This is a genomic window from Faecalibacterium butyricigenerans, from assembly GCF_020687345.1.
Taxonomy (GTDB): domain Bacteria; phylum Bacillota; class Clostridia; order Oscillospirales; family Ruminococcaceae; genus Faecalibacterium; species Faecalibacterium butyricigenerans.
Genome location: NZ_JAJEQL010000046.1, coordinates 1 through 14,193 on the forward strand (window position 1 = coordinate 1; position 14,193 = coordinate 14,193).

Below are 14,193 nucleotides of genomic sequence, written 5' to 3' on the forward strand. Positions count from 1 at the left end.
ACGATCAGGGTCGGAGAGTGATAATTGCCCACGTCATTCTGAAGAATGACCGCCGGGCGGTCACCGTGCTGTTCCGAGCCGGTGCTCGCCCCGAAATGGGTGAAGAAGATGTCTCCGCGTTGGAATTTCCAGTTTTGCTGCAAAATTGTACCTCCATGTTGTTATGTGCAAAGCCCGCTGCCGGATGTTCCGCAACGAGCTTCGTTCAAGGTATGGTGGTATGGTTGGGTCAGCGGTGCATGACCACATAATCATAGCCGCGCCGCATCTGGCAGACGGTGCATGTGTCCATGCTCCGGTCTGGGCTGGGTACAAGCGCGATTTTGAAAGCCTTTGCATCCACAAAGTGCCGCAGACAGGTACCGCAGAGAGTTCGGATGGACTTGACCATCTCAGGGGTCAGCTCCATCTCCTCGTAGATCTCCTGCTCGCGCACCGTGGGGTTCAACTCGTCCATAAAAGTGTCCTCCTATGTATCAAAAGTGAATATTCGGATAAAGAATAAATAAGAGTACGTAAAAAAACGGGAACTGCCGGATGCGTGGAACGTACCCGACAGTTCCCGGATCAATATGATTAAAGGTCTCGCATATTCGCCCTCGGCTCCCTGCGAGTGGGGCATGAACATCTGGCAGCGGACTTGTACCGCTTCATTGGCATTTCAGCCACCCCGTCTGCTTTGTGACCGGGCCGCGAATTACGGAAGTATCATTATCGGAGTACCAGATGACGGAACTATTCAGTTTTCAAGGTCCCTGAGGTCGGACGTTTCGCCCTGCGGCAGGTGCCGCTTGGGAAATCGTCCTCTCACTTGGTAGCCGACGAGAAAGGTCAATTCGTAGCATTGAAATTGAAGTTTTTCAAAAATTTAGTAATTCTCTTGATTTTGATACTAATAGTGGGCCGAGATACGCCGTAGACTTTAGAAATTTCAGTGATGTCGTATCCCTCGTAAGCGTACATGGTGATGATTTCCAAATCTTCGGTTTTCAAAGTTTCGAGTGCAGTAAGGGAACCAAGCCCCGTGAGATCTTCGTCTATACCTGTGAGCGGATCGCGGAGCCTTTGAACCCGCTGGGCTACAAATACCGCAAGAGCAAAAATGACATCTACAAAAAAGACGGCATCTTTGTGTTCTCCTTTTACTTTTCCCCCTCCATCCGCTTTGGCTCCACCACTTTTACTGCCTTCTTCGATGTGAGTTCCCCGGTGATTGCCCAGTGGCGCAGTGAGCAGGAAGGGACGGAGGAAACCTATGATGGTATCGTGGGTACCTCCATCGCCCGGCTGACCCACCGGTATGATGACTTCCCCCGCTATGAGGTATCTACTCTGCTGGAGCGGGAACGCTCTATCCAGGAAATTTCCGGGCAGATCCAGGACTATGCACTACCATTCTTTGCCCGGTTTTCCAATCTGCCCAAGCTGCTGGACGATGTGGAACAGGAGGGGTTCTTCCCCCATCGGAAGGGGTTCGATGTCCCTAAGCGGAATCGGGAGTTCATCGAATGCTTCCGGGAGTATCTCCAAAAGCAGTAGGAATCAGCAGAAAGGAAACAACACCTATGTCAAACAGTAGAGTATCCACTTGGAGTGGAATCCGGAACAAATTGGAGAATGACTACCTGTGCCCGGCACTCCGGGGCCACATCCAGTATTTTGCCACCAGTTACAGCAAAAGCGCCGACCATGAGGGCCGGGCCGCCATTCGTGTGGACGGCGTGGAAGTGCTGCGGAGCAACTACTACACCTATTTTGAAAATGTGTGGACGAAATTTCATCACTTGCGCTCCACCACGCTGAAAGATCACGACTCCGCAAAAGAGGCCATCAATCAGGCTCATGCCTATGCGCTGGAGCAGGGCACCTTTGACCAAAAGGTGTTCTATGAGGCGTTTGGGATCTTTGACAACCAGAGCATCGAGAAAAGCCTTGTCAGCGAGAATCCCCTTGTCCGTATCTTTGCCCTTCTGGATCGCAGGCTTGGCAAGCGCCGCCTGCTGGCTTTGGAGGACTCCATGGAGCAGGAACTGGACTGGGTGCGGGCTTTCTATGTGATCCGGTTGCAGGCCGAAGGGCTGATGGAAGCGAATAACATTTAGGAGGAACCACCATGTCACAGATCGCGTCCTTTTATCTGATAAAAAATAACCAGCGGCAGGAGTTGTCCGACGGTGACTGCTCCGGCGCGGTCTATATGGCCATCTGGGACTGGTGTGAGAGCGAACTGGATCTGGATGTCCGTTTTCCTGCTCCCCAGACGGAAGACACCCTGGACTGCGCTCTGCTGGAGGGAGAGCTGGCGTCTCAACTGCTGGCAGCTCTGCGGGAGCAGGATCTCCCGGAGCTGGCCGCTGAAATTGCCCCGGACTGGGATCTGCCCACCGAGGCGGTGCAAAGCGGGCTTAATACGCTGCGCTCCCATCTGGAACTGGTGCAGGGCGATGCTGCTCTGCTGTATGAAATGACATGAGAACGGAGGGATACCATGCTGGCAAAGCGGTTTGAACACATTTTACATGATCTGGGCATGGCTGGGCTGGAACACCCTCTGTTCTACCATGCACCGGTGGGCATTCGTTTTAAGATCGGCGGGGAGGAACCAATCTATCTGGATAGGCGTGCGGCGAAGCTGAAAACCAACCCCGCTTATGTTCAGGGGGCGCTGGACCGAGCCGCCGCGATCTATCGGGCACTTCCGGCGGTGCCGGACCTTCTGCGGATCGACGGGTATCCCGATGAAGAACCCGCCGAGTCCCTGCTGACCGTTATCCGGCAGCGAGTGGGCCTCCCAGTTCCCGATGAACAACTTTCGGCCACAGAGCAGGATGAAGATGGGGATACCCATGCACAAGTGCAGTTTTACTGGGATCTCAGCAAGATCAGCTTTCAACCAGAGCTGCTTCTTCGGGAAATCATTCTGGGGGACATCGGCGGCTGGAACGGCTTTGTGTCCAGCGTCTATCTGGCTGGGCCGGGGCCGTTCCTCTACCATTTGTACGATGACCGTGGGCTGGATGTGCTGGGCGGCTCACAGAAGCTGCTATCACGCTTTTCAAAGAACGAGCCGGAGTTGCGCGCAGCGCGCAGATAATCCCGGCAGTTAAACAAAATCTAATCAAGGTTGAGAGCTTTTTCTTCAGCCTTCGTCTTTGCCATGGCGTTTTTCTCCAATCTGAAAATTACAAATTGCGGACAAAAAGGACGCATTGTTGTGGCAAGCAGGGCTTTTGTCTATACAAACGCCATTTTTGCGTTGCAAAATGCTTGTTGGGCTGTGCCCAATCCCCTTCATTCTGCACCGTTCCGATGCAGGCTGCGCGTTTTTTCAAAACGCTTCTATTTATATAAGGTAGAGCTTCAAGACATTTGCACTCTGCAATTTTGATGGAAACATCTCAAACCAAACGAACAGCCAGCAACGGCCTCAACAGTAAGTGAGGTCATGATGCTGGCTGTTCTTCGTTCAGAACGGAAAACATTCGACATTTTCGCTGGTTCATGGTACACTACATCCAATCCATGCGAATCAGTTGGAGGTGATTGTGTTGCTTTCCCTGTACTTAGCTGTTCTTGACGATCAAAGCAAAGAAGAACAATTTATAGATGTATATAATATCTACAAACGGCTGGTCTACCATACCGCTTACAAAATTATGGGCGATTCGTATCTGGCAGAAGATGTACTGCAAGAGGTGTTTTTGTACGTTGCCAAAAATTTTTCTAAAATTCATCGAGAAAACTGTCACGAACTCGCTGCTTATCTCGTTAGTTGTAGTAGAAGCCGTGCATACGATATGCTTCGCAAGCAGCGAGAAGAACCGCTGGAAGAAGTCCCGGACGCACCAGATGATGCCCCGGTGCCGGATGATGCAGCAGTCAGCACCGATAACATCCAATACCTGACAGAACTGATCGGACAGATGAAACCGATGTACCGTGATCCACTGCGCCTTTTGGCGATGGGCTACACCAACCGGGAGATTGCCGAATCGCTTGGACTGACAGATGAAGTGGTTCGGATGCGGCTTTTCCGTGGAAGAAAACTATTGTGGAAGGAGCTGAACAGCCGTGAGTGAGCGGACAGAGATTTCTTTTGATGCAGCTTTGATGATGGCACTCCGTGCAGATGCACAGAAAGAACTGGACGAGCTGCCAACTCCGGCCCAGCTTAAGGAACGCTACCCGGACACTTCCCGATGGGATGCTCGCCTGAAAGCGGCATTGCATAAACGCTGTCCGGTGCTGAAACGAGTGCTTGTTGTAGCCATGACGCTGGTAATTTTAACTCTCGGCGCGCTTGCAGTAAGTGCAGACTTCCGCAAGGCAGTCTACACGATGATTCAGAAGTTCTTGCCGATTGAGATGCAGCTGACGTATCAAGTGGACGGCGAACCGTTGGAACGATTACCGGATGGATACAGCGATCATTATGTGCTGGACGGCTTTGAAATGGACGATGCGCAGAAATTTGAACGAGCAGAAAACTTTTTACATGTTTACTCGTCAAAAGAAACAGAGGAAAGCTACACTGTCCGTTGTTCAATTATCCAGCCGGGGCAGCAGTCCCTATTTGATAATGAGCATACAGTGTACGAAACCGTAAAGGTCGGAGAAGCAGATGGCGTACTTGGAACTAGTACGGATGAACATGGAAAGAATGTTTATACTCTAAGTTGGGAATATCAGGGGATTACACATACCGTTATGGGAAACATTCCATACGATGAGATTATGAAAATTGCGGAAGGTATCCGTTAAGAAAGCCGGACACTTGTGAGAGTACACAAATGTCCGGCTTTCTTTTTGTCTGAACTTACAAAGATGGAAAATTTGAAAAAAATTTCTCCTGAAAATTGAAACGAAGCGAATGCGAATTGCGTTGATTATACAAAGGCTCTTGTTAGGAGCAAAAAAACGGAGGTGTATGTCTATGTCGAAAAAGCGTTTGTTGTCCATTGTTATTTCAGCGGTGATTCTCTTGAGTTTTGCCTGCACCGCAATGGCCGCTGAAAAGTCTGAGCGGTATGTAGGTGATAGTACGGTCAACGGATCCATTTACCAAACATACTATCAGGTTGATGCCCAGACACGAACTGGAGTAAAGAAAATCAGCGTTTCAGGCGTTCTCTATGAAAAGGGAACAATTGGAACATGGCAAAAAGTAAGTAGCTGCTCGAACAGCAGCACGACCTCAACCTGCATGGTGAGCAGTAACTTTAACACTAAGCCCGGAAAATCTTATAGGCTGGAGTATTCTGCGACCTTTAACTATTCCGATGGACGGAGTGAAACCATTACTGGAAGTGCCAGTAGATAAGTGAGGTTATTCATTTTAAAAAACTAATCCTAGAGATGATAGGTGAAGCCTTATCTTTGGAATAGAACACCTAAAGTATACCATTTCTATTAGAATAATCTACAGTGAGGGTTAATTATGAAAATTTGGAATAGATTCATATCGTTTGCACTTGCAACCACGCTTTTGCTAACCGTTCCTTTGGTCTCTTTTGCAGCAGGAACTAAAAACAGCACGAGTTCTGACTTCACGACCGTACAAAGCGCGTCAGGTGAATTGCTTGTTAGAGCCTATGATCTTGACAATGGTGACTCGGTTTTTGAACAGTACAATGATGGAAAATTGGTAAGCCGTTATACGGTTGACCGATAAAAAAATGTTATAAATGAATTGGTTTATTCTTCGGATGGAACATCAAAACAGCTGCAGCGATTTATTCCGACAGAGAAGAATTTTGATATAGTCTTACCGCAATCTACAATGTCGCGTCGGTTGGGAAGAATTCGTTTCCAATATACAGATGGAACCGGAACGGGAATCTGCGGAGCATATGTGGATTATGTGAAAGAAACAGGAAACAAAAAATATGATATTAATGGAACATATAGAGATTTGGCAGGGTTGGCATCAGTTGTAGCAGGTGCCTTGTCATTACCTGCTGCTCCGGCACTTGCAATTTCCAAAACTGCACTCGCATATTTTGGTTTTGCTATGACGGCCGTGCAATTCACCATTCCACAGTGTAACCTTAATTCGCAGTATGAACAAATTGAATACACATTGACTGATATTAACCACTCTTCTCACAAAAATAGTTTTTGGGGAACCAAGTATGTTATAACGGAAAGTGGAAATAAGTTTAATAACACCTACACGGATGGCGAGTATTACCCCACAACATCTTGGGGAAATCAAAATTTTGGAATGACAATCTATAATTATCTGTTTACATACAGTAATTGGAATATTTATGCGTGGAACTAAAAAATATAAGATTGTTAAATGTTTCAGACATTTCGGTGCTATTATAATATTGCTATGGCTAATTTCTATCGTAAGATTTCCGTATTCTTTTGATAAATTGCAAGTGTTATCAAATAAAAATTTTGAAAGCGTTTCAAATTCTATGTTAACTCTTGTTGATTGTAAATCGACCGAATCGAAGTCTTCAATTGATTTTTTACTAACCGATGGAAAGCAATATTATATTATAACGGCAAAACGTTTCTTTATATGGAACCGATATGATTTATCACAGCTGATGCCCTTCTCAGAAGAAACAAGTTATAGCTATACAGATTGTTTCACCAAGGTGAATGTTGTTCAATCAGGCAATACATTGTGTTTATATGAGGAAGGATATGTTCAACCTTATATCTTATCGTTTCTCTTTTTGTGCGTTGTGTTAATGCTCAATATTTTGGGAGATAAATCCACTCCAGAGGAATAGAGATAATGAAGTGCATTTATTGTGGAAGCGATATGCAGCTTGGAGGAATCGTCACGCAGGGAGTTTCAGCGATGTGGTTTCCTCAAGAAAGTCTGAAAAAATCACGTCTTTCAAAAATCATTTTTGAAGGCGGGATAGCTATAGGAAAGAAAGACTATTTATGGGGGACCGACGATACTAACAGATGCTTATTACTGTCGAAAATGAAAAAAATAATAGGAGTCTTTAGCATATAAATGCTTCAGATGGAGGTGATTCCAATGCAGATAATTTCCTTGAAAACAAGTTGAGCATGAGTTGAGGTACATTTATGAAATTTAGCGTACCGGAAATCTTGACAATTGTATCGACAGCAACAGTCATGGCGATTGCTTTTCTTGTGATTGCAAAGTACCTTATTCGATATGCTGTCACATTTTATGCAAAAATAAAAGGAGATGACTCAAAATGACCTTGAAGAAAAGATTGCTTGCGCTTTGTATGGCGGTGGTTATGGTCTTTTCGCTTTGTTCTATCTCTGCTTTTGCAGCGGCCCCAACGGATGACAAACAACCTGTTGTTATTGGAAGGTATGATGCACCTCTAAGCGAGTGCTTGGAACCTGGCATGGCTATGCAGGTAGGAATTGCTAACGTTCGGGTTAATTCCTACGCAACCTATGATAAGAATGATGGCGTACAGGTTCATGTTGAACTTTACGTTCCGTGGTACTCATCGCCAAAGCCGGAATTTACAGGTATGACAGGAAATGTCAAACTTACCATGAATGGCCAATCGACAAGTAAATACTTCTCTGAAGTCGCAACCGGGGACGAAACGATTAGTACAGATGTGGATACCGGTAGGAAAGCTAGTAGCGGAACAAGCGGTACAGTATTTGTTTCTGGAACTGCTGTAGCATTGAATGCTTTGGCAAACGGTGGCCAGTTCTCCATTTCCTACGACATCACGATTCCGTAATAAAAGCATTAGATAATGGGGATAAAAGCCACGATTCTTTAGAGCCGAAAGAAAAGAATCGTGGCTTTGTACGTTTGAATTATGGAGCAAGCCAAATGAATAAGAAATTGGAATTTTTTAGCAGTATGGCGGTTGCCTTTATAGTTTTGATATTGGTCTTTCTTTGCATTCGTTTTTCAGGTCAGGGAAAATTTGCTACACATGGAGGAACCAATCCGTCTGATGTAAAATGTATTTATACTTCAGTTTGGCCGGATAATGAATACACTAGGCTTATTTGTGAGCCGGAAAGTGGAACGATAGAATATATATTGGATGGTTCTAATGCTGGGTATTATGCAATCTTTTATAATAATATCTCTGAAGAAGAAATACAAAAATATATTGACCAATTGAAAACCTTAGGATACGCTGAAGAGGCATCGGCTTCAGAAAGCGTTTCGACAGGCGTTTTGCTAAGAAAAGATGAAACATGGATAAGCATTGCATACTCAGAGGGAGGATTTGGAATCCGGATTTCAGTAGAAAAATCCTGAATAAAAGAGATGCTGGGGAATTCCGGTTACCCCTATATTGGGGCGGCAGAAGAAAAAAATACTCTTTACAAATATTTGAAATCTATTTCTACAGATGAAGAATATGCTGAAATAGCATCAAGAATCCTAGACGAATGGCTGTCGGAAAGTGATGGCTCCTAATTTTATCAAAAAAGTGGTGATTCCAATGCAGAAAAAATAGAATACATATTTCGAAAATTGCTACCATCAAACTGTCAAAGAATACAAGTCAAACGGGTCTTTGATTCGTTCTAAAACGGATTACTATCAGGCCATTGGTGGTTAAGTCACTCCGTTTGTAAGGAAAGGGTTGAAAATGGATTTTCTTAAACAAAAAGGGCCATTAGCAAGAGAATTCTGCAACACGTTGATTTACATTATTTCGTTAGTGTCATTAAAGCCTTCAAGCCTTCAGAGGGTGTTGACAGAACTTCAATGGAATGGGATGTGGTTCTTTTCTCTGGCATTTTTCGCTGTCATCTTTATGGAAATGCTGTCCGATTTTTTGCTGGTTACAGATCGCTGCACTGCATGGAAAGCATTAAATGGAAATGTCAGCGAAGCCGAATTTCACAATCTTCAGCAGATTGTCCTATGCAAAAATCAGAAAGTTTCCATTGAGAAGAAACTTGCAAGTACGATACTACTGGTTCTGATGATATGTGCAACTGCTGCATTTGTGTGGTTTACCTTTTTGGCTTGACTGAATAATTTTGGTATTTTGAATTCACATTCTTAGAAATCAGTTTTCAAAAGCAAAAATCCGCCGAGGAATCCTCCCGAAAAAAACGGGAAGAATCCTCGGCGGATTTCGTTTATCGTGTTGGCTCTTTTTCGGCTGTGTCTTTTTCCTCTGCAAAAAACATCTCTACATTTTTCTGAGCTTTCATCAACTCCTGCATCTCATCTTGTGCCTTCCGGTAGTCTGGGTATGCTTCTTTCTTCTTTTTCAGAAGTTCAGCGTATTCGATGCTCAAGTCCTTAGTCTTTGGCAGCTTTTTCAATCCAGCTTCATCAAAAGCAGCTTTTGCAGCCTTATGCAGCGTGATTTCTTCCCGGTGGGCTTCCAGAAATCTCTTACTGTACCCGGCTTTGCGGTAGGCATCATAAACCGGACGTGTCCGGGCGTAATTAACGATGTGCGTCCGCAGAACGGCAATCTCGGTCATGCGCGCTTCTGCAGCTTTAATGGAATCGCCCAACTCGTGATAGCGAGCAGTTGCTGCATCCACACGTTCCTGCATTTCTTTAATGCTGCCGATTTTATGCTCCTGTAAGAAAATCAGCGTCTTGGACATTTCTTTCAGATTATATCGCTTTGCCCAGCGAGCATACCCCATGCTCTTTCCCTCGGCCAGCTTTGCCTGAATGTCCACCAGCATCTGAAACTTTTGTTCCGGTACGATGCGCTTCTGCTTCTGCCGGGGATGGTGTTCGGCTTCCCCAGAGATAACAGCTTTCAGTTCTTCTTCACTATATCCTGCGCCCAAAGTGCGGAACCGGATGAATCGCTTCTGCCGTGCGCCTTTGACGGAGGTGTATTTTCCACGCTTGACCTCATAACCCTGCTGCTCCAGTCCTTGCAGAAAATCTTCGTAGTCTTTGGGCTTTTCCGCCAGAACAGTGTCAATCACGCCACATAGACGGTCACGATTGCTTTCTTTGGGCGGGTAGAGTGTGCGCTTCTGCCGCTCCCGATAGGGCTTTATCTCAATGACGGAAAGCTGATGCTCTAAGCAGATCAGATCGCTCAACCGTTGCACAGCCAGCCCGGACAATAAAAAATCCCGGAATTTCCGGATGCTGTCCAACGCAGTGGAGTTGTAGATAATGTGATTATGAATGTGTTCCCGGTCCGTGTGGGTTGCAACGATAAACGCATCAGCTTCATCAGGTCTGGAACCAGCTCATTGAGACGGATATACCGCTGCACCTGCTTGACCGCCATCTTATTGCGCTCGGCCACGATCTCGTTGGAGCGTTTACCTGCGTCCTTCGGGTCAATCTGGCCCGAAGTGCGGGAGCCCTGGTGCTTGATGGCTTCAAGCTGCATTTTTAAGGCTTTGGCCCGCTCACTGGGGAGGATTTCTTCACGCTGGTTCAGATTGTCCTCCACCATCTGTGTGATGGCTTCATCATCTGTCAGATTTCGGACGATACAGGGCATATCCGCATATCCGGCAAGCTCACTGGCTTTCTGGCGGCGGTGGCCGGACACGATCTCATAGCCGCCATCCTCACGGGGACGGACGATAGCGGGCTGGGTCACGCCCTTGTCCTTGACGCTGGACACCATAGCCCGCATTTCTTCATCATCCCGGACTTCAAAGGGATGGTTCTTGAAGGCGTGGAGTTCGTTCAGCTTGATATAGACGATCTGCTCCTTGCCCCGGCGTGGAGCATCCTTTGGCTTTTCGGGTCCTTTCGGAGCGGGAGCGGCCTGTATCGTTGGAGCCGTTTTTTTCTCCGGTTCCTTTTTGACCGCCTTTTCCGGTTTCTGTGCGGGGGCTTTGGACTTCGGGGCTGCGGCCTTGTCCTTATCTGTTTTCGGGGGACGGCCCCGGCGCTTCGGCTGTTCCGGCTCTTTGGGTTTTTCCTCTGCTTTTTTCGGAGCCTCCGGCTGCTTTTCCGGTTTCTCCTCTTTTGCCGGGTCAGACTTTTCCCCGCTGGGAGCTGCCGCCCGTTCCTCGACCTTCTTTTCCTTCATAATTTCAGAGAAGTTATAGACGGAAACCTGCGGGTTCTTTACCTCTGGTTCCGTCTTTTTTTCCGGCTCCGGAGAAACGGAAACCTTCTCCGGCTCTTTTGGGGGAGCGGGAGACGTTTCCTTGCCCGGCCCGCTATCCGTTACCGGCTGTTCCGGCGTTTTTGTGGTTTTATCATCTGCCATAAGCATTTACCTCCTGTTTTTTGGCATGAAAAAAGGGGCTCAACTTTTCAGTCAAGCCCCCGTGGGAAGTTCCTCCTTTCTCCGCCATGATACAAAAATACCGCCCGTAGTCTCGTTTGGGCGGTACTTTGTGTAAGATTGGCAGTCCATTATTAAGTTTTTTATTATGTTCCCTTTGTACACCGTTGCAAGTATTGGTTAAGGAATATATTGATCTGATCATTTCTGATATTATGATGCCGGTTATGGATGGTTATGAACTGGTGTCGGAACTCCGTTCAGCAGGATATCAGATACCTGTACTTATGATCACTGCGAAAGGTTCCTTTGATGATATGCGCCAGGGATTTCTTTCGGGAAGTGACGATTATATGGTAAAACCGGTAAATGTGAATGAAATGGTTTTAAGAGTCGGAGCACTGCTTCGCCGTGCACAGATACTGAATGAACACAAAATTGTGATCGGTTCAACAGAGTTTGATTATGATGCAATGACGGTTACAACTGATAAGGAAAGTCTTGTTTTGCCTAAAAAAGAATTCTTGCTTTTATATAAGCTTGCAGCTTCGCCAGGCAGAATATTTACAAAACAACAGTTGATGGATGAAGTATGGGGATACGAGACGGAGGCAGACCCACATACGATAGAGGTACATATAGGAAGAATCAGGGAGCGTTTGAAAGATAACTCTGATTTTGAAATCGTAACAATGCGTGGAATTGGATACAAGGTGGTGAAAAAATAATGGAACAAAAGAAAGAAAAAGGATTGCGGATCCGATCCTGTCTGACTGGTGCAATCTGGCTGGCACTTGTATTTTCAACAGTCATATCTGCGTTATTATTTGCTTTTTTGAATCATTTTTTTAATCTGCCGGGCAGCATACCTGTGCTTGGCTGGCTTTTGATTTTCAATACATTGATTGCAGGGCTGATCACTTCCTTTATTAATGCAAAGTTACTGGAACCAATTACAAGACTTAGTAAAGCAATGAAGGAAGTTTCTCGGGGAGATTTTGAACAGCATTTGGAAAAGAACAGCCGTATAGCAGAAGTTGGAGAATCTTATCAAAGTTTTAACATTATGACAAAAGAACTTCGTGCAACAGAGGTGCTGCAGATGGATTTTGTATCTGATGTTTCTCATGAGTTTAAGACCCCGATTAATGCCATTGAAGGATATACAATGCTGCTTCAGGGAGAAGAACTGTCTCCGGATCAAGAGGGATATGTAGAAAAAATCTTATTTAACACCCAAAGACTTTCCGGATTGGTTGGTAATATTTTGCTGTTATCCAAGTTAGAGAATCAGAATATACCAATGAAAAAAACAGAATATCGTCTGGATGAACAGATCCGCCAGGCAGTTCTTTCATTGGAAACAAAATGGACAGAAAAAGAAATTGGTTTTCAGGTAGAATTGGAGGAAGTTAAATATACTGCGAATGAAGGACTTTTTATGCATATCTGGATAAATCTTTTAGATAATGCGATTAAGTTCAGCCCTTCAAAGGGGACAATTACGATGTTTCTGAAACAAGAACAGGATTCTGTTAAGTTCATTCTGGAAGATGAAGGACCAGGAATAGAGGATGATGTAAAATCCAGAATATTTGACAAGTTCTATCAGGTAGATGGATCTCATAAAGCAGAAGGAAATGGCCTAGGTCTTGCACTTGTAAAACGGATTGTAGATAGTGCCGGAGGAACAATCAAAGCAGAAAACCGTGAATATGGTGGATGCAGATTTGTTATAGAGCTGCCAAAGCAGAAAGATGAGATTATCTAGTTTTAAGATGAATTAGAAGATGGGAGGATTTATATGACATTTTATCAGGAGTTGCAGTTAAATCAGGCAGGTTCTAAAAACCTGTTGAAAAAGAGTGAAACACTAAAAGAAAAACTATATCATATGTGGGTATATCTGGTGAAGATAGCTGCTACAATGGCATTTTGTTTTTTCTTTGTTAGTATTTTCAGCATCCTATTTGGAAATGAGAACAGCATTGTAGGTGTAGTAGTCTTATTATGTCTCATGGTGTTTAGGAATGCGGATCTGGGGATCCACACCGGACAATCTACGATGCTTTTGGCTTTGTTCTTTGTAATTATGACTGTATGTCCGCATTTAGCAAATCAGTTTTCACCGGTATTGGGAATGCTGTTAAATATTGCGGCACTGGCTGTGTTGATTCTGTTCGGATGCCATAATCCATCCATGTTTAATCAATCTACATTGGTTCTTGGGTATCTGCTGCTATATGGTTATGATGTTACGGGAAAAAGCTATCAGATGCGATTAGTCGGAATGGCTTTAGGTGCAGCACTTACCTGCTTCGTATTTTATCGAAATCATAAAAACAGAACTTATAAAAGAAATCTGAAAGATCTGATACAAGAATTTGATATCACTTCTTCCAGAACAAAATGGCAGATATGTCAGATTTTATGCGTACCGATTGTCCTTTGCATTGCAGAACTTTGTAATATGCCACGTGCAATGTGGGCTGGTATTGCGGCCATGTCCGTGATTTTGCCGTCTATGGAAGATATGCACTACAGAGTCCGTAAAAGGATTGTCGGAAATATTGCAGGTGTTATATGTTTTACAGTATTATATTTTCTGCTTCCTTCGTCAATCTATGCATATATAGGAATTCTTGGTGGAATCGGTGTAGGATTTTCAGCACAATATGGCTGGCAGGCAGTATTTAACACATTTGGTGCTTTAGCCATTGCTGCAGAGACATATGGACTACAAGGAGCGGTTAGTCTTAGAGTGAGTCAAAATGTTTTTGGTGTTGTGTTTGCTTTAGCATTTTGTGTTATATTTTATTGGTTTATGCCTAAAAAAAAGGAAAGTGAGGTGACCGTACATGCAGAGTGAAGTGAATCAGGAAGAAAATTTGAATACCACTGATTTTGACGAGCACTTCGCTAAAATTTCGTCCTATATTGTAGACACATTGCACGGCGTTCCACTTGAGATGACCGAGGATGAAAAAGAACAATTTCGCATACAGGTTATTTCAAATCA

Annotated in this window: 18 protein-coding genes and 3 pseudogenes; 16 read left to right on the plus strand and 5 right to left on the minus strand. The window is 44.9% G+C overall.

Annotated elements, in window-relative coordinates; all coding sequences use genetic code 11:
• The 3 genes and pseudogenes from LKD23_RS11860 to LKD23_RS13050 form a co-directional block, all read right to left on the minus strand.
• Positions 1 to 143, minus strand: a 143-nt coding sequence (locus tag LKD23_RS11860; RefSeq protein WP_227621843.1) for a type II toxin-antitoxin system PemK/MazF family toxin, incomplete at its 3' end; no start/stop codon positions are given.
• 86 nt (positions 144 to 229) lie between these two features.
• Positions 230 to 457, minus strand: coding sequence for a hypothetical protein (locus LKD23_RS11865; protein ID WP_097775161.1), 228 nt, complete (start codon positions 455 to 457; stop codon positions 230 to 232).
• Between the two features lie 374 nt (positions 458 to 831).
• A pseudogene (locus LKD23_RS13050) lies at positions 832 to 1,011 on the minus strand (sigma factor-like helix-turn-helix DNA-binding protein); the annotation flags it as partial.
• A gap of 54 nt (positions 1,012 to 1,065) precedes the next feature.
• Here LKD23_RS13050 and LKD23_RS11875 point away from each other — a divergent pair.
• The 13 genes from LKD23_RS11875 (at position 1,066) to LKD23_RS11935 (ending at position 8,969) form a co-directional block, all read left to right on the plus strand.
• Positions 1,066 to 1,539 (plus strand): DUF4304 domain-containing protein, encoded by a 474-nt coding sequence (locus LKD23_RS11875; RefSeq protein WP_227621836.1) that lies wholly within the window; start codon positions 1,066 to 1,068, stop codon positions 1,537 to 1,539.
• A 26-nt stretch (positions 1,540 to 1,565) separates the two neighbouring features.
• Entirely contained in the window at positions 1,566 to 2,102 is a 537-nt protein-coding gene (locus tag LKD23_RS11880) for an SF0329 family protein (protein ID WP_006059612.1), read from the plus strand.
• Positions 2,103 to 2,113: 11 nt separating this feature from the next.
• Positions 2,114 to 2,473, plus strand: coding sequence for a hypothetical protein (locus tag LKD23_RS11885; protein WP_006059613.1), 360 nt, complete (start codon positions 2,114 to 2,116; stop codon positions 2,471 to 2,473).
• A gap of 15 nt (positions 2,474 to 2,488) precedes the next feature.
• Positions 2,489 to 3,094, plus strand: coding sequence for a DUF3885 domain-containing protein (locus tag LKD23_RS11890; RefSeq protein WP_015565836.1), 606 nt, complete (start codon positions 2,489 to 2,491; stop codon positions 3,092 to 3,094).
• A 451-nt stretch (positions 3,095 to 3,545) separates the two neighbouring features.
• A complete protein-coding gene (locus LKD23_RS11895) occupies positions 3,546 to 4,079 on the plus strand; it encodes an RNA polymerase sigma factor (RefSeq protein WP_227621837.1) in 534 nt (177 codons plus the stop codon).
• Positions 4,072 to 4,761: a DUF4367 domain-containing protein gene (locus LKD23_RS11900; RefSeq protein ID WP_097791873.1), complete on the plus strand. Its 690-nt coding sequence runs from the start codon at positions 4,072 to 4,074 to the stop codon at positions 4,759 to 4,761. Before LKD23_RS11895 ends, LKD23_RS11900 begins: the two co-directional genes overlap by 8 nt.
• A 166-nt stretch (positions 4,762 to 4,927) precedes the next feature.
• Positions 4,928 to 5,320, plus strand: coding sequence for a hypothetical protein (locus LKD23_RS11905; protein WP_227621838.1), 393 nt, complete (start codon positions 4,928 to 4,930; stop codon positions 5,318 to 5,320).
• Positions 5,321 to 5,437: 117 nt separating this feature from the next.
• Positions 5,438 to 5,671 carry a hypothetical protein gene (locus LKD23_RS11910; RefSeq protein WP_227621839.1) on the plus strand — a complete coding sequence of 78 codons (234 nt, stop codon included), beginning with the start codon at positions 5,438 to 5,440 and terminating at the stop codon, positions 5,669 to 5,671.
• Between the two features lie 18 nt (positions 5,672 to 5,689).
• Entirely contained in the window at positions 5,690 to 6,283 is a 594-nt protein-coding gene (locus tag LKD23_RS11915) for a hypothetical protein (protein WP_227621840.1), read from the plus strand.
• Between the two features lie 913 nt (positions 6,284 to 7,196).
• Positions 7,197 to 7,709, plus strand: coding sequence for a hypothetical protein (locus LKD23_RS11920; protein WP_015565839.1), 513 nt, complete (start codon positions 7,197 to 7,199; stop codon positions 7,707 to 7,709).
• Between the two features lie 74 nt (positions 7,710 to 7,783).
• Positions 7,784 to 8,245, plus strand: a complete 462-nt coding sequence (locus tag LKD23_RS11925) for a hypothetical protein (protein WP_165852600.1) — start codon at positions 7,784 to 7,786, stop codon at positions 8,243 to 8,245.
• A gap of 9 nt (positions 8,246 to 8,254) precedes the next feature.
• Entirely contained in the window at positions 8,255 to 8,407 is a 153-nt protein-coding gene (locus tag LKD23_RS11930; RefSeq protein ID WP_154266038.1) for a hypothetical protein, read from the plus strand.
• Between the two features lie 175 nt (positions 8,408 to 8,582).
• Complete coding sequence (locus LKD23_RS11935; RefSeq protein WP_097785778.1) at positions 8,583 to 8,969, plus strand: hypothetical protein; 387 nt, start codon at positions 8,583 to 8,585, stop codon at positions 8,967 to 8,969.
• A gap of 112 nt (positions 8,970 to 9,081) precedes the next feature.
• Here LKD23_RS11935 and LKD23_RS11940 read toward each other — a convergent pair.
• Both LKD23_RS11940 and LKD23_RS11945 read right to left on the minus strand, forming a co-directional pair.
• Positions 9,082 to 10,146, minus strand: a pseudogene (locus LKD23_RS11940) (relaxase/mobilization nuclease domain-containing protein); the annotation flags it as partial.
• A gap of 143 nt (positions 10,147 to 10,289) precedes the next feature.
• Positions 10,290 to 11,162: pseudogene (locus tag LKD23_RS11945) on the minus strand (ParB/RepB/Spo0J family partition protein); the annotation flags it as partial.
• Between the two features lie 122 nt (positions 11,163 to 11,284).
• On the opposite strand from LKD23_RS11945, the gene LKD23_RS11950 reads away from it, so the two are divergent.
• From LKD23_RS11950 to LKD23_RS11960, 3 genes are read left to right on the plus strand one after another with little or no spacing between them, the layout of a single operon-like run.
• Positions 11,285 to 11,902, plus strand: coding sequence for a response regulator transcription factor (locus LKD23_RS11950; protein WP_368670665.1), 618 nt, complete (start codon positions 11,285 to 11,287; stop codon positions 11,900 to 11,902).
• Complete coding sequence (locus LKD23_RS11955) at positions 11,902 to 12,945, plus strand: HAMP domain-containing sensor histidine kinase (RefSeq protein WP_227621842.1); 1,044 nt, start codon at positions 11,902 to 11,904, stop codon at positions 12,943 to 12,945. Before LKD23_RS11950 ends, LKD23_RS11955 begins: the two co-directional genes overlap by 1 nt.
• Positions 12,946 to 12,978: 33 nt before the next feature.
• Entirely contained in the window at positions 12,979 to 14,043 is a 1,065-nt protein-coding gene (locus LKD23_RS11960; protein WP_005946426.1) for an FUSC family protein, read from the plus strand.
• The last annotated feature ends 150 nt before the right edge of the window (positions 14,044 to 14,193 follow it).

Coding starts and splice junctions, on each gene's coding strand:
- LKD23_RS11865 (WP_097775161.1), bottom strand. CDS start 457: ATGGACGAGTTGAACCCCACGGTGCGCGAGCAGGAGATCTACGAGGAG.
- LKD23_RS11880 (WP_006059612.1), top strand. CDS start 1,566: ATGTCAAACAGTAGAGTATCCACTTGGAGTGGAATCCGGAACAAATTG.
- LKD23_RS11885 (WP_006059613.1), top strand. CDS start 2,114: ATGTCACAGATCGCGTCCTTTTATCTGATAAAAAATAACCAGCGGCAG.
- LKD23_RS11890 (WP_015565836.1), top strand. CDS start 2,489: ATGCTGGCAAAGCGGTTTGAACACATTTTACATGATCTGGGCATGGCT.
- LKD23_RS11905 (WP_227621838.1), top strand. CDS start 4,928: ATGTCTATGTCGAAAAAGCGTTTGTTGTCCATTGTTATTTCAGCGGTG.
- LKD23_RS11910 (WP_227621839.1), top strand. CDS start 5,438: ATGAAAATTTGGAATAGATTCATATCGTTTGCACTTGCAACCACGCTT.
- LKD23_RS11920 (WP_015565839.1), top strand. CDS start 7,197: ATGACCTTGAAGAAAAGATTGCTTGCGCTTTGTATGGCGGTGGTTATG.
- LKD23_RS11930 (WP_154266038.1), top strand. CDS start 8,255: ATGCTGGGGAATTCCGGTTACCCCTATATTGGGGCGGCAGAAGAAAAA.
- LKD23_RS11935 (WP_097785778.1), top strand. CDS start 8,583: ATGGATTTTCTTAAACAAAAAGGGCCATTAGCAAGAGAATTCTGCAAC.
- LKD23_RS11955 (WP_227621842.1), top strand. CDS start 11,902: ATGGAACAAAAGAAAGAAAAAGGATTGCGGATCCGATCCTGTCTGACT.
- LKD23_RS11960 (WP_005946426.1), top strand. CDS start 12,979: ATGACATTTTATCAGGAGTTGCAGTTAAATCAGGCAGGTTCTAAAAAC.